Source organism: Stutzerimonas kunmingensis (assembly GCF_021432085.1).
Classification (GTDB): Bacteria; Pseudomonadota; Gammaproteobacteria; order Pseudomonadales; family Pseudomonadaceae; genus Stutzerimonas.
This window is the reverse complement of record NZ_CP090366.1, coordinates 1,129,191-1,150,673: the sequence shown is the minus strand read 5'-3', so window position 1 is coordinate 1,150,673 and position 21,483 is coordinate 1,129,191. Positions and strand designations below refer to the sequence as shown.

The window sequence follows — 21,483 nt, the reverse complement described above, 5'->3', positions numbered from 1 at the left end:
AGGATCAGTCGCCCAGCGCGGCCAGCTGGTCGGCCTGGTATTCCTGCAACAGCGGCTCGATGACCTGCTCCACGGCGCCGCCGATCACTTCGTTGAGCGAATACAGCGTCAGGTTGACGCGATGGTCGGTGACCCGGCCTTGGGGGAAATTGTAGGTACGGATACGTTCGGAGCGATCCCCGGAGCCGACCAGCAACTTGCGCGTCTCGGAGATTTCCTTGTGCGCCGCGGCGTCCTGGCGGTCCTGCAGCTTGGCGGCGAGCCAGGCCATGGCCTTGGCGCGGTTCTTGTGCTGCGAACGCTCTTCCTGACACTCGACCACAATGCCAGTGGGCAGGTGCGTGATACGAATCGCTGAGTCGGTCTTGTTGACGTGCTGACCGCCGGCGCCGGAGGAGCGATAGGTGTCGATACGCAGCTCGGCCGGATTGATCTCCACCGCCGCCTGCTCATCCGGCTCCGGTAACACCGCCACGGTGCAGGCGGAGGTGTGAATGCGTCCCTGGGATTCGGTCTCCGGCACGCGCTGCACGCGGTGCGCGCCGGATTCGAACTTGAGCTTGGCGTAGACGTTGTCGCCCTCGACGCGGGAAATCACTTCCTTGTAGCCGCCGTGCTCGCCTTCGCTCTCGGAGAGGATCTCGACGCGCCAGCCCTGCTTCTCGGCATAGCGCGAATACATGCGGAACAGATCGCCGGCAAAGATCGCCGCCTCGTCGCCGCCGGTGCCGGCGCGGATCTCGAGGAACACGTTGCGCCCGTCGTTGGGGTCCTTGGGCAGCAGCATGCGCTGCAGGTTGGCTTCAAGCGTCTCGAGCTGGGCCTTGGCTTCGGCAACCTCCTCCTCGGCCATCTCGCGCATGTCGGGATCACTGTCCTTGAGCAGCGCCTGAGCGCCCTCGAGATGCTGCTGAACCTTGCACAGCTGCCGATAGGCGACGATCACCGGCTCGACTTCGGCGTACTCGCGGGAATAGGCGCGAAAACGGCTTTGATCGCTGATGACTTCGGCGTCGCCGAGCAGTGCGGTGAGTTCTTCGAAACGGTCCTGCAGGATGTCCAGCTTGTTCAGCAGCGAAGCTTTCATGGTTTTTCCGTGCCCTCGTGCAGGGCGAAGAGTTCCTGGGCCATGCTCAGCGCCTCGACGCGGCCCTCGGCGGAGAGTTTCTTCAGTTGCACGCTGGGTGCATGCAGCAGTTTGTTGGTCAGGCCACGGGCGAGCTGGACGAGAACCTCCTCGGCGCTGCCCCCATTGGCCAGCAGACGCTGAGCCTTGCTCAGCTCGTCGTCGCGAATGCGCTCGGCGTGCTGCCGGTAGGCCTTGAGCACATCAACTGCGGCCAGCTCGCGCAGGCGCTGCATGAAGTCCTCGGTGCCAGCCGCGACCAGCTCCTCGGCGGCCTGGGCCGCGCCCTGGCGACTCTTGAGGTTCTCCGCAACCACCTCATGCAGATCGTCGACCGTGTACAGATAGACGTCGTCCAGCTCGCCGACCTGCGATTCGATGTCCCGCGGCACAGCGATATCGACCATGAACATCGGCTTGTGCTTGCGTCGCTTCAGCGCCTGTTCGACCGCGCCCTTGCCGAGAATCGGCAGCTGGCTGGCAGTGGAACTGATGACGATGTCGCTGTTGTGCAACTCGTCCGGGATATCGGCAAGCAGGATCGCCTGCGCCCCTAGCTCGGCGGCCAGCGCGCTGGCCCGCTCGAGGGTGCGGTTGGCGACCACGATCTTCTTCACGCCCTGCTCGTGCAGATGGCGCGCGACCAGGGTGATGGTCTCACCGGCGCCGATCAGCAGGGCCTGGCTGCGTTGCAGATTGCTGAAGATCTGCCGCGCCAGACTGACCGCGGCAAACGCCACCGAAACCGGGTTCTCGCCGATGGCGGTGTCGGTGCGCACGGTCTTCGCGGTGCTGAAGGTGGCCTGAAACAACCGGCCAAGCAGAGGCCCGACGCTGCCGGCCTCACGGGCGACCGCATAGGCCGACTTCATCTGCCCGAGAATCTGCGGTTCGCCCAGCACCAGCGAGTCGAGCCCGGAGGCGACGCGCATCATGTGGCGCACGGCCTGATCGTCGACATGCACATAGGCGCATGCCTTGAGCTCGTCGAGGCTGAGACGGTGATAATTGGCCAGCCAGGCGAGCACGGCATCGGCCTCGACCTGATCCTGTTGCAGATACAGCTCGCTGCGATTGCAGGTCGAGAGGATCGCCGCTTCGCGGGTCGGAGTGACGCGGCACAGTTGCCGCAAAGCCTCGACCATCTGGTCGGGCGTGAAGGCTACGCGCTCGCGGACGTCCACCGAAGCGGTCTTGTGATTAATGCCAAGCGCGAGGAAAGCCATGCAGAATCGCTGATTCGATAACAGAGCGCGCAATTCTCCTACTTCATCAGATGGAGAACAACCATTGCCCTCGATTGTCGGATTCGATTGGTACTGCCAATCAGCTACCGAACCGGCCTGCGCGCCTCCCGGGGCCCATGGGCTTGACCTGCGGCTTGTGTCATCATGCCGCGACCGCACACCAGCCGTACATTTCCCCTATGAAAAAACTCGCCGCACTTGCCGCCCTGCTGTTCATCGGCGGCTGCCAGACCTTCACGCAGCAAGCCCCCGAAAGCAGTCCGCCGGTCGAGGACGCTGCCCAGGAGAGCTCCGCCAGCGACGCGGCAGAGTACGGCTCGTTCAGTCGCCAATCCCTCTATGCGCTGCTGGTCGCAGAGCTTGCCGGCCAGCGCAACCGCTTCGACATTGCCCTGGGCAATTACGTACAGCAGGCGCATGCGACACAGGACGCCGGCGTCGCCGAACGCGGATTCCGTATCGCCGAATACCTTGGCGCAGACCAGGCGGCGCTGGATACCGCAACGATCTGGGCGCGCAACGCCCCTGACAGTCTCGACGCGCAGCGCGCCGCAGCCGTGCAGCTGGCCCGCGCCGGGCGTTACGAAGAATCGCTCGAGTTCATGGAGAAGGTTCTGCAGGGCCAGGGCGACACTCATTTCGATTTCCTCGCCCTTTCGGCCTCGGAAACCGACCCGGACACCCGCGCCGGCCTGTTGCAAAGCTTCGACAAGCTGTTGGTCAAACACCCCGACAATCCACAGCTCTCCTTCGGCAAGGCCGTGCTGCTGCAACAGGATGATCGCAGCGAGGAAGCACTGGCATTGCTGCAGAAGCAGCCGGACAAGGAGCGGCAGATCCCGTCGATCCTGCTCGAAGCACGCCTGCTGCACAGCTTGCAACGCAGCGACGAAGCGATCCCGCTGCTCGAGCGAAGCCTGCGCCAGCACCCCGAGGACAAGCGTCTGCGCCTGACCTATGCGCGCCTTCTGGTGGAACAGGAGCGCCTGGAAGACGCCATGGGCGAGTTCGCCACCTTGGTCCAGCAGCACCCCACCGACGACGACCTGCGCTTCTCCATGGCGCTGGTCTGCATGGAGGCTGAGGCCTGGCGCGAAGCCACCGTGTACCTGGAAGAGCTGATCGAACGCGGCAGCCACGTTGACGCGGCTTACTTCAATCTTGGCCGTGCCTATCAGGCGATGGACAAGAACGCCAAGGCGCTCGACGCGCTAGCTCAAGTCGGCCCTGGCAACGAATACCTGCCAGCGAAGCTGCTGCAGAGCCAGCTGCTCTATTCCGGCAATCGCGACCAGGAAGCATCTGCGGTGCTGGCCGACGCACGCCAGCAGCAGCCTGACTACGCCATCCAGCTGTACCTGATCGAGATCGAAGCGCTCTCCGAGCAGGACCGCACCGAGCAAGGCTGGCAACTGGTGGAGCAGGCGCTTGCCGATTTCCCCGACGACCTCAACCTGCTGTACACCCGCGCCATGCTTGCGGAAAAGCGCGGCGATCTGGCGCAACTGGAACGCGACCTGCGCTTCATCATCGAGCGTGAGCCGGACAACGCCATGGCGCTCAACGCGCTCGGCTACACCCTGGCCGACCGTACTGATCGCCACAAGGAAGCGCTCCAGCTGATCGAGCAGGCCTACCAGCTCAACCCCGACGACCCGGCGATCCTCGACAGCCTCGGCTGGGTCAACTTCCGCCTGGGCAATCTGACCGAGGCCGAAGCGCTACTGCGAAAGGCGCTGCAACGCTTTGCCGACCACGAAGTCGCCGCGCACCTGGGCGAGGTGCTTTGGGCCCAGGGTGAACACAGCGAGGCCCGCGCGGTCTGGTCGAAGGCACTCAAACTACAACCGGACAGCCAGATCCTGCGCGAAACGCTGAAACGGTTGACCGGATCGGAGAAGCCCTGACCCATGTCCCTGTTGAAAAACCTTCTTACTCCCTGCCTGGCCCTCCTGCTTGCTGGCTGTGCCGGGCTTGGCCCACGCGAATCGGTTGAAGGCCCCGGCAATGCCACCGCCTGGAAAGAGCATCGCAGCCAGGTCGCGACGGTCGATGGCTGGCAGATCAGCGGCAAGATCGGCATTCGCGCACCGCAGGAATCCGGCAGCGGCACACTGTTCTGGCTGCAGCGCCAGGACTACTTCGACATTCGCCTGTCCGGCCCCCTGGGCCGAGGCGCCACCCGCCTGACCGGCCGCCCCGACGCCGTATCTCTGGAAGTCGCCGGCCAGGGCCGATTCGAAGCCGAATCCCCGGAGGCCCTGGTCGAAGCGCAGCTCGGCTGGCAGCTGCCGGTATCGCACCTGCTCTGGTGGGTGCGTGGCTTGCCTGCGCCGGACAGCCGCAGCCGTCTGAGCCTGGACAGCGAGAGCCGCCTGGCACGACTGGAACAGGACGGCTGGCAGGTCGACTACCTGGCATACGGCGAACACAACGGCTTCACGCTGCCCGAGCGCATCCGCCTGCATGGCCATGACCTGCAGATCACCCTGGTGGTCAAGGACTGGCAAGCGCGCCAGCTGGGCCGCTGAATGCAGACGCTGACCCTGCCGGCACCGGCCAAACTCAATCTGATGCTGCATATCGTCGGCCGCCGCGCAGACGGCTATCACGAGCTGCAGACGCTGTTCCAGTTTCTCGACCATGGCGACGAACTCAGCTTCCGCCTGCGTGCTGACGGCGAGATTCGCCTGCATACCGAACTGCCGGGCGTCGATCACGACAGCAACTTGATCGTCCGTGCAGCGCGCCTGCTGCAGCGTGCTAGCAGCTGCTCGCTCGGCGCAGATATCACCCTGCTCAAACGTCTGCCCATGGGCGGCGGCATCGGCGGCGGCAGCTCCGACGCAGCGACCACCCTGCTCGGCCTCGACCACCTGTGGCAACTGCACCTGGGCGAAGACCAACTGGCCGCGCTGGGGCTGACCCTGGGCGCCGACGTACCGGTGTTCGTACGCGGCCGGGCAGCATTTGCCGAGGGGGTTGGCGAGCGCCTGCAACCGGTCGATTTGCCCGAACCATGGTTCCTCGTAATCGCGCCGCAAGTCTCTGTTAGTACAGCGGAAATATTTGCCGACCCAGAGTTGACACGTAATACCCCGGCCATTACAGTTCGCAGCCTTCTTGCAGGGGGCGGTCATAATGACTGTCAGCCAATAGTCGAGAAGCGTTATCCAGAAGTTCGTAACGCTTTGAGCTTGTTGAACAAATTCGTTCCGGCAAGCATGACTGGCACTGGAGCTTGTGTGTTTGGGAGCTTCCCAAACGAAGGCGAGGCTGATAAAGTCCGCCGCCAACTTCCAGACACTTTGCCAAGTTTCGTTGCCCACGGTCGTAACATTTCGATGTTGCACCGAAGCCTTGAAAAACTGGCGCAGGAAGCGAGTGCGTAGCACACAGGTTGTACGATACAGGGGCGTCGCCAAGCGGTAAGGCACCAGGTTTTGATCCTGGCATGCGTTGGTTCGAATCCAGCCGCCCCTGCCATAACCTCCCAAGGTTCGTACGACTGCAACAGCACCAATGAAGTTGACCCTACAGGGGCGTCGCCAAGCGGTAAGGCACCAGGTTTTGATCCTGGCATGCGTTGGTTCGAATCCAGCCGCCCCTGCCATACACTTGAAGCTGTTCAAGAGCTCGCCTTTTGAACAGCTTTTTATTCATCGGACCCACCCTCAGGCAGGTACTGCGCGTGTCCAAGATGATGGTCTTCACGGGGAACGCCAACCCCGACCTGGCCCGGCGTGTCGTACGTCAGCTGCATATCCCCCTCGGTGATGCCTACGTCGGAAAGTTCTCCGACGGCGAAATCAGTGTCGAGATCAACGAGAACGTTCGCGGTAAGGACGTATTTCTGATCCAGCCGACCTGCGCTCCGACCAACGACAACCTGATGGAACTGGTGGTACTGGCCGACGCCTTCCGCCGCTCCTCGGCGTCGCGCATCACCGCAGTGATCCCCTACTTCGGTTATGCCCGCCAGGATCGTCGCCCGCGCTCTGCCCGTGTACCGATCAGCGCCAAGGTCGTGGCCGACATGCTCGACGTCGTTGGCGTCAACCGTGTGCTGACCGTTGACCTGCACGCCGACCAGATCCAGGGCTTCTTCGACATGCCGGTGGACAACATCTACGGCTCGCCGGTCCTGGTCGACGACATCCAGGCTCAGCGCTTCGAGAACCTGATGATCGTCTCCCCGGACATCGGTGGTGTGGTCCGCGCCCGTGCCGTGGCCAAATCCCTCGGCGTCGACCTGGCGATCATCGACAAGCGTCGGCCGAAAGCCAACCAGTCCGAAGTGATGCACATCATCGGTGATATCGAAGGCCGTACCTGCATCCTCGTCGATGACATGGTCGATACCGCCGGCACCCTGTGCCATGCAGCCAAGGCGCTGAAGGATCATGGCGCCGCCAAGGTCTACGCCTACTGCACGCACCCGATCCTGTCCGGCCGCGCCATCGAGAACATCGAAGGCTCCGTGCTCGACGAGCTGGTGGTGACCAACACCATCCCGCTGTCGGCTGCCGCACAGTCCTGCACCCGAATTCGCCAACTGGACATCGCGCCAGTGGTGGCTGAAGCGGTTCGCCGCATCAGCAATGCCGAATCGATCAGCGCGATGTTCCGCTAAGCGAAAAGCTTCGCGAATCGCACTGAACGTAATGTGCCCCGCCTCGTGCGGGGCTTTTTGCCCAACAGCCCGAGCGCTGGTCGCAAGCGCGACAGGTAATGTTGCTACTGGAGAATCACCATGAACGATTTCACTCTGAATGCCCAAGTGCGTTCCGACCTGGGGAAAGGTGCGAGCCGCCGCCTGCGTCGTAACGCCGCCCTGGTTCCGGCCGTCATCTACGGTGGCGACAAGGCCCCGCAGTCCATCAGCATCCTGGCCAAGGACTTCGCCAAGCTGCTGGAAAACGAAGCTTCCTTCAGCCACGTGCTGAACCTGAACGTCGACGGCCAGAACGAATCCGTTCTGATCAAGGCACTGCAGCGCCATCCGGCCAAGAGCTTTGTCCTGCACGCTGACTTCGTTCGCGTCGTTGCCGGCCACAAGCTGACCGCCACCGTTCCCCTGCACTTCATCAACCAGGAAACCTCCGTGGGCGTGAAGCAGCAAGGCGGCGAAATCCTGCACAACCTGAACGAAGTCGAAGTTTCCTGCCTGCCGCAAGACCTGCCGGAATTCATCGAAGTCGACATGTCCAACGTCGAAGTCGGCCAGGTTCTGCACATGACCGATCTCAAGCTGCCGAAAGGCGTTGAGCTGGTCGCCCTGGCCCACGGCAGCGACCTGCCGGTAGCCAACGTTCACGCTCCGCGCGTGAGCAAGGAAGACGCTCCGAAAGAAGAAGACGCTGCCGAGTAATTCACTCGCATAGTCGAAGAAGAGGCCCCCGTCGTGACTGCCGTAAAACTGATCGTCGGCCTGGGAAACCCAGGCCCTGAATACGACCAGACCCGGCACAACGCGGGGGCTCTTTTCGTTGAGCGTCTGGCTGCCCGTGAAGGCGTCTCGCTCAGCAACGATCGCAAGTACTTTGGCCTGGTCGGTAAGTTCAGCCATCAGGGTGAAGACATCCGCCTGCTTATCCCCACTACCTACATGAACCGCAGCGGTCAGGCGGTGGCGGCATTGGCCGGCTTTTTCAGAATTCCCCCCGAGTCCATCCTGGTCGCCCATGATGAGCTCGATATGCCCCCGGGCGTCGCCAAACTCAAGCAGGGTGGCGGTCATGGCGGGCACAACGGGCTGCGTGACATCATCGCCAAGCTCGGCAATCAGAACGGCTTTCATCGCCTGCGCCTGGGTATCGGCCATCCTGGCCACGCCAGCCTGGTCAGTGGCTACGTACTGGGCCGCGCACCGCAGACCGAGCGCGAAAAGCTCGACGCCAGCATCGACTTTGCGCTGGATGTCGTGCCAGAAATCCTGGCCGGCGACTGGACCCGCGCGATGCAGCGCCTGCACAGCCAGAAGGCCTGAACCTAACTCCGAGGCAAGATCACCATGGGATTCAACTGCGGCATCGTCGGTCTGCCCAACGTCGGCAAGTCCACCCTGTTCAACGCCCTGACCAAATCCGGCATCGCGGCTGAGAACTTTCCCTTCTGCACCATCGAGCCGAACAGCGGCATCGTGCCGATGCCCGATCCGCGTCTCGACGCGCTGGCGGCGATCGTCAAGCCGGAGCGTGTGATCCCGACCACCATGGAGTTCGTCGACATCGCCGGCCTGGTCGCCGGCGCTTCGAAGGGCGAAGGCCTGGGCAACAAATTCCTCGCCAACATCCGCGAAACCGACGCCATCGCCCATGTGGTGCGCTGCTTCGAAGACGAGAACGTCATCCACGTCGCCAACAGCGTGGACCCCAAGCGTGACATCGAGATCATCGACCTCGAACTGATCATGGCCGACCTCGACAGTTGCGAGAAGCAGCTGCAGCGCGTCGCCCGTACCGCCAAGGGCGGCGACAAGGAAGCGGTCGCACAGAAGGGGCTGCTGGAGAAGCTGATCCCGCACCTCACCGAGGGCAAGCCGGCACGCAGCCTGCTGAAGAGCTTCAGTGACGAGGAAAAGCGCCTGGCCAAGACCTTCCACCTGCTGACCACCAAGCCGGTGATGTACATCGCCAACGTCGCCGAGGATGGCTTCGAGAACAACCCGCTCCTGGACGTGGTCAACGCCATCGCCGAGGAAGAAGGCGCCATCGTCGTGCCGGTGTGCAACAAGATCGAGGCCGAGATCGCCGAGCTGGACGATCTGGAAGAGATGCAGATGTTCCTCGAAACCATGGGTATGGAAGAACCAGGTCTGAACCGTGTGATCCGCGCCGGTTACGAGCTGCTCAGCCTGCAGACCTACTTCACCGCCGGGGTGAAGGAAGTCCGCGCCTGGACCGTCAGAATCGGTGCGACCGCTCCGCAGGCGGCCGCGGTGATCCACACCGATTTCGAGAAAGGCTTCATCCGCGCTGAAGTCATCGCCTATGACGACTTCATCCAGTACAAGGGCGAAGCCGGCGCCAAGGAAGCCGGCAAGTGGCGCCTGGAAGGCAAGGAATACATCGTCAAGGACGGTGACGTCATGCACTTCCGCTTTAACGTCTAAGCGTCCGCTCGCTTGAAAAAAGGCCCCGACTCGTCGGGGCCTTTTAGTTTCTATCGAAGGGAGTGCAATCCGTTAAAGCGGACCAGGGTCGGGCATCGGATCCGGCGGCGGAGCGACCTTCTCGAGTTGTTCGAGCACTTCTTCCGCCAGCTCGTCCGGGCCTTCGAACTCGGTATCGCTCTCGGCGTCGTCGAGGTCGTTGAGGGGCGATTCGTCGGCTCGCCAGGGCCAAGTGGGTTGCGGCTGCATTTGGGGTTCGGTGCCAGGCATGGCTCTGTCCTCTGAAAGGGGCCTGGGACGTTAGGCACGTATCCCTGCAGCGGGTTCGCCGATGGCGGGACCGTCCGGCGCAATCTGGACGGTCCCGCATCGGATCGCTACTTGAAGTTGCGCTTCACCAGCCGCTCCAGCCAGCCGACGATGCCGGAGCGGAACAGCAGCACGCAGAGCACGAAGATCACCCCGAGGATCACATGCACCCACTCGCCCAACGGTCCGTTGGACAGCGAGCTTTGTAGCGTCACCACCACGGTGGCGCCGACCAGCGGCCCGAGGATGGTGCCGACGCCGCCGAGCAGGGTCATCAGGATGACCTCGCCGGACATGTGCCAGTGCGCGTCGGTCAGCGAGGCCAGCTGGAACACCACGGTCTTGGTCGCGCCAGCCAGACCGGCAAGCGCCGCGGAGATGACGAACGCCAGCAGCTTGTGCCGATCGACGTTGTAGCCGAGCGACACCGCCCGCGGCTCGTTCTCGCGGATGGCCTTGAGCACCTGGCCGTACGGAGAATGGATGGTGCGCTGGATGATGGCGAAGCCAAGGACGAACACCGCCAGCACGAAGTAGTACATGGCCATGTTGTTCTTCATGTCGACCAGGCCGAACAGATGCCCGCGCGGCACGCCCTGCAACCCGTTCTCGCCCCCGGTGAACGGCGCCTGAACAAAGACGAAGAACACCAGCTGCGCCAGCGCCAGGGTAATCATCGCGAAGTAGATGCCCTGCCTGCGGATCGCCAGCATGCCGAACAGCGCACCGAGCACCGTCGAGGCCAGGGTGCCGGCGAGTATCCCCAGCTCGGTACTGAGCCCACTGTAGCTGCTCAGCATGTAGCCGGTGATGTAGCCGCCGGTGGCGAAGAACGCCGCATGGCCGAAGGACAGCAGCCCCGCGTAGCCGAGCAGCAGGTTGAAGGCGCAGGCGAACAGGGCGAAGCACAGCAGCTTCATCAGGAACACCGGATACACCGCCAGCGGCGCCAACAGCGCGATCACCAGCAACACCGCATAGAAAATCTTCTGCCGCCGCGCGGCCGCGTGCCTGCGCTCGCGTACCACACTGGCCTGCCGCAGCGATGCGGCCTGCACGTTTGCCGGATTCGTCATGCTCATGCCTCCTTACCAAAGAGTCCCGCAGGACGAATCAGCAACACCGCCACCATGACCAGGAACACCACGGTGTTGGCCGCTTCCGGATAGAACACCTTGGTCAGCCCCTCGATCAGACCCATGGCGATGCCGGTGATGATGGCGCCGAGGATCGAGCCCATGCCGCCGATCACCACCACAGCGAACACCACGATCAGCAGGTTCGAGCCCATGCCCGGCGTCACCGCGTAGATCGGCGCAGCCAGCACGCCGGCGAAGGCCGCCAGCGCCACACCGTAGCCGTAGGTCAGGGTCACCAGCAGCGGTACGTTGATGCCGAAGCCTTGCATCAGTTTCGGGTTCTCGGTGCCGGCGCGCAGGTAGGAACCCAGGCGGGTGCGTTCGATCACGTACCAGGTCGCCAGGCACACCACCAGCGCGGCGACGATTACCCAGGCGCGGTAGGTCGGCAGGAACATGAAGCCGAGATTGAAGCCGCCACGCAGCAACTCCGGCATTGGATAGGACGAGCCGGATACGCCGAACAGCTTGACGAAGCTGCCCTCGACGATCAGCGCCAGGCCGAAGGTCAACAGCAATCCGTAAAGGTGATCCTCACCGGCAATGCGCCGCAGCAGCCCGCGCTCGATGGCCATGCCCAGGCAACCCACCACCAACGGCGCCAGCACCAGCGCGAACCAGTAGCTCACACCCAAGTAGTTCAGCCCGAGGAAGGCCACGAAGGCGCCCAACATGTACTGCGCACCATGGGCGAAGTTGATGATGCGCAGCAGGCCGAAGATAATCGCCAGGCCCAGGCTCAGCAGTGCGTAGAACGCCCCGTTGATCAGGCCGAGCAGCAGCTGCCCGAGCAGTACGCTCAGGGGTACGCCGAATAGGAGAGTCATGGTTCATCACCCAAAGGAAGTCCGTGGCACCCGGCCGTTACCGACCGGGTGATGGCGCGGCCTAGCCGTTTACTCTTTGGCGACCAGCTTGGTGCACTGGGTCTCGGCGATCGGCCGGTAGGCCTGCTCGCCCGGAATGGTGCTGACGATCTTGTACAGGTCCCACTCGCCGGTGGATTCGGCCGGTGTCTTGACCTGCACCAGGTACATGTCGTGCACCATGCGGCCGTCCTCACGAATCTGCCCACCCTTGGCGAACATGTCGTTGACCGGGGTCTTGGCCATCTGTGCACGCACCGCCACGGTTTCGTCGGTGCCGGTGGCCTTCACCGCGTTCAGGTAGTGGGTGGTCGCCGAGTAGATGCCGGCATGCACCATGGTCGGCATGCGCTTGGTGCGCTCGTAGTAGCGCTGGGCCCAGGCGCGGGTCTCCTCGTTCATGTCCCAGTACCAGCCGGTGGTGAGCATCAGGCCCTGGGTCACTTCCAGGCCCATGGCGTGGATGTCGTTGAGGAACACCACCATGCCGGCGAGCTTCTGCCCGGACTGGGTGACGCCGAACTCGCTGGCGGTCTTCAGCGAGTTGACGGTATCGGCGCCGGCGTTGGCCAGGGCGATCACCTCTGCGCCGGAGCCCTGGGCCTGCAGCATGTAGGAGGAGAAATCGCTGCTGGGGAACGGATGGCGAACCTTGCCGACGATGCTGCCGCCATCACCTTCCACCACCTTGGTGATGTCGGCTTCCATGGCGTGGCCGAAGGCATAGTCGGCAGTGAGGATGTACCAGCTCTTGCCGCCATCGGCGAGCACCGCCTTCGCCGTGCCGTTGGCCAGCGCGTAGGTGTCGTAGGTCCAGTGGATATGGTTCGGTGAGCAAAACTCGTTGGTGATGCTGGAGGCCGCCGCGCCGGAGATCAGCGCCAGTTTGCCGCCCTGCTCCACCACCTTGCTCGCCGCCAGCACCACGGAGCTGGCGACCATGCCGGTCACCATGTCGACGTTGCGCTCGTCGATCCACTGGCGCACGGTGTTGGCGCCGACGTCCGGCTTGTTCAGGTCATCGGCATGGAAGACGACGATCTTCTTGCCGTCGACCGTGCCGCCGAAATCCTCCACCGCCATCTTCAGCGCCTCCAGGCCGCCGGGGCCGGAGAGGTCGCGGTAGGTACCGGACATGTCGGCCAGATAGCCGATACGGATTTCGTCGTTGCTGATCTCGGCCTGGGCGGCCGTGGCGATCAGGGAAGCAGCCAGGATGGCGCTTGCGCGCTTGCGGAAAAAGCTCATGTAGTCACCACTCTCGATTGTTTTTGTTGTGGTTCGGGCCGGCATCCACTGCGGCCGGTTTTCAGCTTCCTGAGGCTCACACCCCGAGACAGGAATTGAGGAACTCCTTTTTCGAATCCAGGTCGGCCGCCTCGATCTCTTCGATGATGCGGCCGTGCTCCATCACGTAATGACGGTCGGCCAATGGCGCGGCGAAACGGAAGTTCTGCTCTACCAGGACGATGGTCAGGCCACGCTGCTTGAGCTTGATCAGCACCTCGCCGAGCTTCTGCACGATGACCGGCGCCAGGCCTTCGGTGATCTCGTCGAGCAGCAGCAGGTTGGCGCCGGTGCGCAGGATGCGCGCCATGGCCAGCATCTGTTGCTCGCCGCCGGAGAGCCGCGTGCCCTGGCTGAAACGACGCTCATACAGGTTGGGAAACATTTCGTAGAGCTCGTCCAGGCTCATGCCGCCGCTGCGCACCGTGGGTGGCAGCAGCAGGTTCTCCTCGACGCTCAGGCTGGCGAAGATGCCCCGCTCTTCCGGGCAATAGCCGACGCCCAGCCGTGGAATCTGGTGGGCCGGCATGCCGATGGTCTCGTTGCCGTTGACCACGATGGAGCCGGTGCGGCGCCCGACCATGTTCATGATCGCCCGCAGCGTGGTGGTGCGCCCGGCGCCGTTGCGCCCGAGCAGCGTCACCAGCTCGCCGCGGCCAACCACCAGATCGACACCGTGAAGGATGTGCGACTCGCCGTAAAAGGCATGCAGGTCGCTGATGCGCAGCTGATCGCGATCCATGGGTGGGTTCATGCGTGGGCCTCCTCGAGCGCGGCGGCTTCGCTGCCCAGATAGGCTTCGCGCACCTGCGGGTTGGCCGACACGCTGTCGTAGTCGCCTTCGGCAAGCACCGAGCCGCGCGCCAGCACGGTGATGCGATCGCACAGGCGGCTGACCACGCTGAGGTTGTGCTCGACCATCAGCACCGTGCGATTGGCGGCGGCCTTGCGCACCAGCTCGACGACCATGTCGACATCCTCACCACCCATGCCCTGGGTCGGTTCGTCGAGCAGCAGCACGATGGGGTCCAGCGCCAGGGTGGTGGCCAGCTCCAGCGCGCGCTTGCGGCCGTAGGGCAGCTCGACGGCCAGGGTCTGGGCGAAGGCCTGCAGGTCGACTTCAGCGAGCAGCTGCATCACCTGGTCGTCCAGCTCGCGCAGGCTGCGTTCGGATTTCCAGAAATGGAAGGAGTTGCCCATCTTCTGCTGCAGCGCTACACGCACGTTTTCCAGCACGCTCATGTGGCCAAATACTGCGGAAATCTGGAACGAGCGCACCAGGCCGAGCCGGGCGATCTCGTTGGCCTTCATCGAGGTGATGTTCTTGCCGCGATAGAGGATTTCGCCACGGGTGGGCGTGAGGAATTTGGTGAGCAGATTGAATACGGTGGTCTTGCCGGCGCCGTTGGGGCCGATAAGCGCATGGATGTGACCCTGACGGACCTTCAGATCGACGGAATCCACTGCGGTGAAGCCGCGGAATTCCTTGGTCAGGCCGCGCGTTTCCAGCACGAACTCTGGTTCCTTTGGGTGCCCTCTAACCTTGTTTGTTGTTGTTGGTTATGGCGCAGGTCGCTGCATGACCTTTACGTAAACGATAACAACCAGTTTCCGTATACGGCAAGTGGCTTTTTCAAACGGGTGATTGAGCGGTAAAGCGGGCAAATGAAGGGCAAAAGGCCAGTATTTTTCGCGCCATTGAGGTAGTTGGTTTGCATCGGCGATGCAAACCGCGAGCGCCGAAAGAAGGCCCGGCCGACGCAGAAAAAGCCGGGCCTATGCGGCCCGGAAATTTCCAACGAGGAGGTTCACAGCGGTTTCGCGGTTACCACAACGGCAGGCTGTAGCTGACGATAAAGCGATTCTCGTCCAGGTCGCTCTGGAAGTTGCTTCGCGTGGTGGCGTTGCGCAGCTTGAAGCCGAGGTTCTTCAGTGGGCCGCTCTGGATGACGTAGGCGATGTCGGTGTTGCGCTCCCAGGTCTTGCCTTCGCTGGCGCCGGCGCCACGGTCGACGTTGTCACCGGAGACGTAGCGGGTCATCAGGCTCAGCCCGGGAATGCCCATGGCGGCGAAGTCGTAGTCGTAGCGGACCTGCCAGGAGCGTTCGTCCTGGTTACCGAAATCGTTGATCTGCAGCAGGTTGATCAACGCGTTATCGCCACCGGCGACGTAGGCGAAACCGGTATCGCCGCTCATGTGCTGGTAACCGCCGGTGAAGGCGTGACCGCCATGCTTGTAGGTGAACAGCGCGCCGAAGGCGTCGTTGTCGACATTGCTGCCGCCATCGTCGGTGGAGCGCACATAGCGCAGGTCGGTCTTGAAGCTCTGCGACTCGCCGATCGGCAGCACATGGACCAGGCTGAGGTTGTGCTGGTCGTAGATGCCGTCCAGCCCACCGTAGTAGTAGCTGGTGGCCAATTGTGGCGACCAGTCGTAGCGCCCGCCGGCGAAGCGGAACTCGTCGCTCGTCGTATTGCTGCCAAAGGTAATGTTGCGCAGCCCGCCATTGAACACCGTCATCTCTTCGTAGTTGGAAGAGTCGCGGTAGCTCGTGCGATCCAGCATGCCGAGATCCAGCGTGAGGCCTGCGACGTCTTGCTCTGCAGCCAGGCGCCGCGATAGATGTTCGGCAACAGGCGGCTGTCGTTGCGCATCAGCACCGGGATAACCGGTTGCAGCGTGCCCACGTGCAGCGTGGTGGCGGACAGCTTGGCCTTGGCGGTCAGGCCTGCCGTGCCGTAGTCGTCCGCCGGCTCGCCGGAAGCCGAGCGTGGCAGGAGGCCGGTGCCGCCACGGCCGGAGCCGGAGTCAAGCTTGACGCCGAGCAGGCCGATGGCATCCAGGCCGAAGCCGACCGGCCCTTCGGTGTAGCCGGATTCCATTTTCAGGATGAAGCCCTGGGCCCACTCCTCGGCCTTGGACTGGCCGTCCCCCGAACGGAAGTCGCGGTTCATGTAGAAGTTGCGCAGTTCGACAGCGGCCTTGCTGTCTTCGATGAAGGCGGCCGAAGCCGTGTTGGACATGCCCAGAATGGCTGCAGCCAGGCTGGAAAGCAGGAAGGTCCGGCTTGCTGGTTTCAGTTGCATAGCTTTCTCTCTTGTTGTTGTGATCGTTGATGCAGCTGTTGAGCCCGACTGCCAACTGCCCGGGCTCGGATTACCACTTCATGCGGTAATGCGGTGTCGCGCTCAGCGCGCGGTGCTTCTGGGCACGCGGCCCAGCAGGTAGAACTCGTCGTTGGGCGGGGTGCGCGCCATGGACACCAGCCGGTTGGAGAGGCCGAACAGCCCGGCGATGGCGCCGATGTCCCAGATGTCGTCGAGGCTGAAACCCTGGGCCTCCAGCCGCGCTTGCCAGGCGTCGTCCAGCACGCCGCGCCCGGCGGCCAGGTGCAGGGCGAAGTCGAGCATCGTGCGCTGGCGTTCGGAGATCGGCGCGGTGCGGTAGTTGACGGCGATCTGGTCGGCCAGCTGCGCGTCCTTGGCGAGGATCCGCAAAATCGCGCCATGGGCGACCACGCAATACAGGCAGCCGTGGTCGGCGCTGACCGCCACCACGATCATCTCCTTCTCGGCCTGGGTCAGGCTGTCGGCTTCGCGCTCCATCAGCGCATCGTGATAGGCGAAGAAGGCGCGAAACTCCGCCGGCCGATGAGCCAGCATGAGAAACACGTTGGGGATGAAACCGGCCTTTTCCTGCACGGCGAGAATCCGTTCGCGCAGGTCGGCGGGCAGCGTGTCGAGGCTATCGGACAGCGGAAAACGGCTGATCGACTGAGTAGTAGGCAGCGCCATGGAAAGCTCCTTTTCGGATGAGCGAATTGCCGGCCGGGCGAACCCGGCCGGTGCCGGTCAGTGCTGTTCGCTGATGCCCAGCTCGACCACGCTGATCTCGCGCATGCGGAACTTCTGCACCTTGCCGCTGATGGTCATCGGGAAGTCGTCGACGAACCGGATGTGCCGCGGCGTCTTGAAGTGGGCAATGCGGCCCTTGCAGAACTCGCGCAGCGCCTCGGCCTCGACCTGATGGCCGGGGTGCAGCTTGACCCAGGCGACGATCTCCTCGCCGAACTTGCTGTCCGGCACGCCGATCACCTGCACGTCGGCGACCGCCGGGTGGGTGAAAAGAAATTCCTCGATCTCGCGCGGGTACACGTTCTCGCCGCCGCGGATGATCATGTCCTTGTTGCGGCCGACGATCTTGATGTAACCCTCATCGTCCATTACCGCGAGGTCACCGGTGTGCATCCAGCGGGCGCCGTCGATGGCATCGCGGGTGGCGTCCGGGTTGTTCCAATAACCGAGCATCACGCTGTAGCCGCGGGTGCACAGTTCGCCGATCTGCCCGCGCGGCACCACCGCGCCGTGCTCGTCGACGATCTTGCTTTCCAGATGCGGCTGCGTGCGGCCGACGCTGGTCACGCGACGTTCCAGGTCGTCGTCGGCGCTGGTCTGGGTGGAGACCGGGCTGGTTTCGGTCATGCCGTAGGCGATCTGCATTTCGGCCAGATGCATGTCGTCGATGACGCGCTTCATGACCTCGATCGGGCAGGTGGAACCGGCCATGATGCCGGTGCGCAGGCTGCTGAGGTCCAGCGACTGGCGCTCCGGGTGATCGAGCATGGCGATGAACATGGTCGGCACGCCGTACATGCCGGTGGCCTTTTCCTCGGCCGCGGCCTGCAGTGCCGCCAGCGGTTCGAAGGCGGCGCTCGGGTAAATCATCGTGGTGCCGTGGGTGACACAGCCGAGGTTGCCCATGACCATGCCGAAGCAGTGGTACAGCGGCACCGGGATCACCAGGCGGTCGTGCTCGGTGAGCCTGAGACTCTCGCCGACCATGTAGCCGTTGTTGAGGATGTTGTAGTGACTGAGCGTGGCGCCTTTCGGAAAGCCCGTGGTGCCGGAGGTGTACTGGATGTTGATGGGGTCGTCGAACTGCAGGCGTTCGCCGCACTGGCGCAGCTGTTCGGGGCCGACCTGCTCGGCCATCTCCATCAGCGCCTGCCACTGGAGCATGCCGTCCTCCGGCTTGTCGCACAGGCTGATCACCCCGCGCAGCTCCGGCAGCATATGACTCTGCAGGGCGCCGACAGCGGCGCTTTCCAGCTCCGGCAGCAGCTCGTGGAGCATGGCGTGGTAATCGGAGGTCTTGAAGGCATCGGCGCAGATCAGCCAGCGGCAGCCGGATTGCTTCAAGGCGTACTCGAGTTCGCTGAGGCGGTAGGCGGGATTGATGTTGACCAGCACCACGCCGATCTTCGCCGTGGCGAACTGGGTAATGCACCACTGGGCATTGTTCGGTGACCAGATTCCCACTCGTTCGCCAGCTTGCAGTCCGAGGGCCAGCAGGCCACGCGCGCAACGGTCCACCGCCTCCGCCAGTTCCGCCCAGGTGTAACGCAGCTGCTGATGGCGCACCACCAGGGCCTCGCGCTGGGGAAAGCGCTCCACGGTACGGTCGAATGCCGCGCCGATGGTCATGGGCAACAGTGGTTTGCTCTGCGGTCCGCAGGTATAGCTCGGAAGACTCATGACGATTTTCCTCAGTCTTATGTTTGTTATGAGGCGTGCTCGCAAGGGTGCTGGCGCTGCTGACAGTCACCCTAGGCCACGATTACGTTAACGTAAAGGTAACTAGCTGACAATATGTCGCAGGGTAGGCGAAAGTCGAGGAGCTCGAGCAGTCAAATGGCCATTATCTGGTGACGAATAAATGGGTCAGCCGCGGCCAGATCGGCGCTGACACGACGTGTCGGAAGGCATGCCTGAGCGGCGCAAAACGGTTGCGCCGGAGCCTCTGCAACGTTGCCGCGCATGCGTCTGCCGAAGACGCCTCGTCAGCCGCATTCGCGCTGGTACTCGTTATGGAAGTCCAGCGCGGCGAGGTTCTTGTCCTTGGCTTCGAGCATGATGTCGAAGCGATCAAGAAACTGAAACGCATAGTGATTCGTCCAGTGGTTCCACATGCGTTTGCTATGCGCATAGAGGTCGCGCTTGTTGACCTTCTCCAGCAACTCGGGGATTTCCAGCTTCTGCTCCGGCGCGAAGCCGAGCTCCATCAGGCTCTCCTGCGGCTGCGAGTAGTGCATGGTCGGCCGCACACCGCGCCAGCTTTCCAGAACGCGCTCGATGCGCGGGTCGTCCGGCTCGATGTAGCGGCCCTCGTGAATCCAGCAGTGATGGATATCCAGCACCACCGGCGCGAGGTCCGCGAGGCTCAGGCAGTCGTCCAGGCCATAGGTCTTTTCGTCGTTCTCGAAGGTGATGCAGTGGCGCGCCTCGGTCGACAGGCGCGGCCACACGGCACGCACCCCCTCGGCGCCGAGCCGCCCTGCGATATGCAGGTTGCATTTGAAGTCCTGGAAGCGCCGGCCGTAACCCATCATGCGGATCATGTCGGCGTGGTATTCGAATTCCGCCAGGCTGTTTTCCACCACCTGCGGCTTGTCCGAGCCAAGCACGCAATACTGCCCCGGATGCATCGACAGACGGATTTCGTTGGCCCGTGCCAGTTCGCCGATCGCGGCGAAGCCAGCCTCGAGGCGGTTCCGTATCTCGGCGCGACGGTAGAACGGCGCGATCTCGGCATGGCTGTAGAACGGCAGCAAGTCGCTGGACAGGCGCAACATGCGCAGCATCGGCGGCAACGTGGCGACGTATTCGAGCAGCACCCGCTGGGCGTTCAGGTTGTGCTCGACGATCTCCTCGAGCTTCGCTTCGGCCGCCTCGCGCCCCGCCGAGGCCATCCAGCGCAGCGTGGTGCTGCGCGGGTTGAAGGTGCGCTCGATGCGCTCCAGCTCCTTCAGCGAGAGGCTCTGTTGCGGATGGCGATACATGCAGGCGAAGCCGATACGGGGCATGGAGTTCCTCGTCGGGTGGCAGGCCGGCATTGCGGCCACTGCCTGTTTAGTCCCGCCAGCCTCGCGGCGAGTGCCCCGCCACCGACGAAACACCACCGCAGGACCGACTACCGACGACCGCACCTTGGCAGGCCTATGCTTGCAGCATGCCGGCTCGGTGGTGTGTTGACAGACCGAGAGCGGACCTTTACGTTAACGTAAAGCAACGAATGACCATCCCTGTCGATGACGTCAGACCGCTACCAGAGCGCCGGCAGCACTCCGCCGGACGAACGAATCCTCTGAAAACAGAACAATTACAAGACAAGCAGGTGGCCCCATGAACTACTCCAGCCTCAATTTCGCCCTCGGTGAAACCATCGACATGCTGCGCGAGCAGGTCCAGGCCTTCGTCGCCGCCGAGCTGGCGCCGCGCGCCGAGGCCATCGACCAGGACAACCTGTTTCCGGCCGACATGTGGAAGAAATTCGGCGAGATGGGTCTGCTCGGCGTCACCGTCTCCGAGGAATACGGCGGCGCCGGCCTCGGCTACCTGGCCCACGTGGTGGCGATGGAAGAGATCAGCCGCGGCTCGGCCTCGGTCGCCCTCTCCTACGGCGCCCACTCCAACCTGTGCGTCAACCAGATCAACCGCAACGGCAACCCCGAGCAGAAGGCCCGCTACCTGCCCAAGCTGATCAGCGGCGAACACGTCGGCGCGCTGGCCATGAGCGAGCCGAATGCCGGCTCCGACGTGGTCTCCATGAAGCTGCGCGCAGAAAAGCGCGGCGACCGCTACGTGCTCAACGGCAGCAAGACCTGGATCACCAACGGCCCGGACGCCAACACTTATGTGATCTACGCCAAGACCGACCTGGACAAGGGGCCGCACGGCATCACCGCGTTCATCGTCGAGCGCGACTGGAAGGGTTTCTCCCGCGGCAACAAGTTCGACAAGCTCGGCATGCGCGGCTCCAACACCTGCGAGCTGTTCTTCGATGACGTCGAGGTGCCGCAAGAGAATGTGCTGGGCGCCGAGAACGGCGGCGTCAAGGTGCTTATGAGCGGCCTGGACTACGAACGCGTGGTGCTGGCCGGCGGCCCGACCGGGATCATGCAGGCCTGCCTCGACGTGGTGGTGCCCTACATCCACGACCGCAAGCAGTTCGGCCAGAGCATCGGCGAGTTCCAGTTCATCCAGGGCAAGGTGGCGGACATGTACACCCAGCTCAACGCCAGCCGCGCCTATCTCTACGCCGTCGCCCAGGCCTGCGACCGTGGCGAGACCACCCGCAAGGACGCCGCCGGGGTGATCCTCTATACCGCCGAAAACGCCACGCAGATGGCCCTGCAGGCGATCCAGATCCTCGGTGGCAACGGCTATATCAACGAATTCCCCACCGGCCGACTGCTGCGCGACGCCAAGCTCTACGAAATCGGCGCCGGCACCAGCGAGATCCGCCGGATGCTGATCGGACGCGAGCTGTTCAACGAATCCAGGTGAGCTGCGGGCGGAACAACGCCCAACCCTCGTAGGGTGGAAAACCGCGAAG

At 63.4% G+C, this 21,483-nt stretch carries 19 protein-coding genes, 2 tRNA genes and 1 pseudogene; 10 read left to right on the top strand and 12 right to left on the bottom strand.

The window, feature by feature from the left end; all coding sequences use genetic code 11:
• Positions 1-4 precede the first annotated feature (4 nt).
• Entirely contained in the window at positions 5-1,087 is a 1,083-nt protein-coding gene (gene prfA / locus LW136_RS05315) for a peptide chain release factor 1 (protein WP_041016214.1), read from the bottom strand.
• Positions 1,084-2,352 (bottom strand): glutamyl-tRNA reductase, encoded by a 1,269-nt coding sequence (gene hemA, locus LW136_RS05310; RefSeq protein ID WP_014819346.1) that lies wholly within the window; start codon positions 2,350-2,352, stop codon positions 1,084-1,086. Before hemA ends, prfA begins: the two co-directional genes overlap by 4 nt.
• A 200-nt stretch (positions 2,353-2,552) precedes the next feature.
• Here hemA and LW136_RS05305 point away from each other — a divergent pair, with 200 nt between their 5' ends.
• The 9 genes from LW136_RS05305 (at position 2,553) to ychF (ending at position 9,487) form a co-directional block, all read left to right on the top strand.
• Positions 2,553-4,280, top strand: a complete 1,728-nt coding sequence (locus LW136_RS05305; protein ID WP_041016213.1) for a tetratricopeptide repeat protein — start codon at positions 2,553-2,555, stop codon at positions 4,278-4,280.
• A 3-nt stretch (positions 4,281-4,283) separates the two neighbouring features.
• Entirely contained in the window at positions 4,284-4,904 is a 621-nt protein-coding gene (lolB, locus tag LW136_RS05300) for a lipoprotein insertase outer membrane protein LolB (protein WP_044316217.1), read from the top strand.
• Positions 4,905-5,765 (top strand): 4-(cytidine 5'-diphospho)-2-C-methyl-D-erythritol kinase, encoded by an 861-nt coding sequence (gene ispE / locus LW136_RS05295; protein ID WP_044316218.1) that lies wholly within the window; start codon positions 4,905-4,907, stop codon positions 5,763-5,765.
• 19 nt (positions 5,766-5,784) lie between these two features.
• Positions 5,785-5,859, top strand: a tRNA-Gln gene (locus LW136_RS05290).
• Positions 5,860-5,911: 52 nt separating this feature from the next.
• Positions 5,912-5,986: transfer RNA gene (locus tag LW136_RS05285), tRNA-Gln, on the top strand.
• Positions 5,987-6,064: 78 nt separating this feature from the next.
• Entirely contained in the window at positions 6,065-7,006 is a 942-nt protein-coding gene (locus tag LW136_RS05280) for a ribose-phosphate pyrophosphokinase (protein WP_003294564.1), read from the top strand.
• Between the two features lie 120 nt (positions 7,007-7,126).
• Positions 7,127-7,744 carry a 50S ribosomal protein L25/general stress protein Ctc gene (locus LW136_RS05275; protein WP_044316219.1) on the top strand — a complete coding sequence of 206 codons (618 nt, stop codon included), beginning with the start codon at positions 7,127-7,129 and terminating at the stop codon, positions 7,742-7,744.
• Between the two features lie 33 nt (positions 7,745-7,777).
• Entirely contained in the window at positions 7,778-8,362 is a 585-nt protein-coding gene (pth, locus tag LW136_RS05270; RefSeq protein WP_014819341.1) for an aminoacyl-tRNA hydrolase, read from the top strand.
• Between the two features lie 24 nt (positions 8,363-8,386).
• The gene (ychF, locus tag LW136_RS05265) at positions 8,387-9,487 is read left to right on the top strand and encodes a redox-regulated ATPase YchF (RefSeq protein ID WP_044316220.1); all 1,101 of its coding nucleotides are present in this window, start codon (positions 8,387-8,389) and stop codon (positions 9,485-9,487) included.
• A gap of 72 nt (positions 9,488-9,559) precedes the next feature.
• Here ychF and LW136_RS05260 read toward each other — a convergent pair whose 3' ends face one another.
• The 10 genes and pseudogenes from LW136_RS05260 to LW136_RS05215 all read right to left on the bottom strand — a co-directional run bounded on the left by LW136_RS05260 (position 9,560) and on the right by LW136_RS05215 (position 19,951).
• Positions 9,560-9,757 (bottom strand): hypothetical protein, encoded by a 198-nt coding sequence (locus LW136_RS05260; protein ID WP_044316221.1) that lies wholly within the window; start codon positions 9,755-9,757, stop codon positions 9,560-9,562.
• Positions 9,758-9,864: 107 nt separating this feature from the next.
• A complete protein-coding gene (locus LW136_RS05255; RefSeq protein WP_044316222.1) occupies positions 9,865-10,872 on the bottom strand; it encodes a branched-chain amino acid ABC transporter permease in 1,008 nt (335 codons plus the stop codon).
• Between the two features lie 2 nt (positions 10,873-10,874).
• Positions 10,875-11,762, bottom strand: a complete 888-nt coding sequence (locus LW136_RS05250; protein WP_044316223.1) for a branched-chain amino acid ABC transporter permease — start codon at positions 11,760-11,762, stop codon at positions 10,875-10,877.
• Between the two features lie 69 nt (positions 11,763-11,831).
• The gene (locus tag LW136_RS05245) at positions 11,832-13,049 is read right to left on the bottom strand and encodes an ABC transporter substrate-binding protein (protein ID WP_044316224.1); all 1,218 of its coding nucleotides are present in this window, start codon (positions 13,047-13,049) and stop codon (positions 11,832-11,834) included.
• Between the two features lie 76 nt (positions 13,050-13,125).
• Positions 13,126-13,842, bottom strand: a complete 717-nt coding sequence (locus LW136_RS05240; RefSeq protein ID WP_013983780.1) for an ABC transporter ATP-binding protein — start codon at positions 13,840-13,842, stop codon at positions 13,126-13,128.
• The gene (locus LW136_RS05235; RefSeq protein WP_044316225.1) at positions 13,839-14,600 is read right to left on the bottom strand and encodes an ABC transporter ATP-binding protein; all 762 of its coding nucleotides are present in this window, start codon (positions 14,598-14,600) and stop codon (positions 13,839-13,841) included. The genes LW136_RS05240 and LW136_RS05235 overlap by 4 nt, the downstream gene beginning before the upstream one ends.
• 313 nt (positions 14,601-14,913) lie before the next feature.
• A pseudogene (locus LW136_RS05230) lies at positions 14,914-16,175 on the bottom strand (OprD family porin).
• A gap of 102 nt (positions 16,176-16,277) precedes the next feature.
• A complete protein-coding gene (locus LW136_RS05225) occupies positions 16,278-16,883 on the bottom strand; it encodes a peroxidase-related enzyme (protein WP_041016205.1) in 606 nt (201 codons plus the stop codon).
• A gap of 57 nt (positions 16,884-16,940) precedes the next feature.
• Positions 16,941-18,623 carry an AMP-binding protein gene (locus LW136_RS05220; RefSeq protein WP_234174747.1) on the bottom strand — a complete coding sequence of 561 codons (1,683 nt, stop codon included), beginning with the start codon at positions 18,621-18,623 and terminating at the stop codon, positions 16,941-16,943.
• A gap of 305 nt (positions 18,624-18,928) precedes the next feature.
• On the bottom strand, positions 18,929-19,951 hold the full coding sequence (locus tag LW136_RS05215) for an apurinic/apyrimidinic endonuclease family protein (protein WP_234174746.1): 1,023 nt from the start codon (positions 19,949-19,951) through the stop codon (positions 18,929-18,931).
• A 319-nt stretch (positions 19,952-20,270) separates the two neighbouring features.
• On the opposite strand from LW136_RS05215, the gene LW136_RS05210 reads away from it, so the two are divergent.
• Complete coding sequence (locus LW136_RS05210) at positions 20,271-21,434, top strand: isovaleryl-CoA dehydrogenase (protein WP_234174745.1); 1,164 nt, start codon at positions 20,271-20,273, stop codon at positions 21,432-21,434.
• The last annotated feature ends 49 nt before the right edge of the window (positions 21,435-21,483 follow it).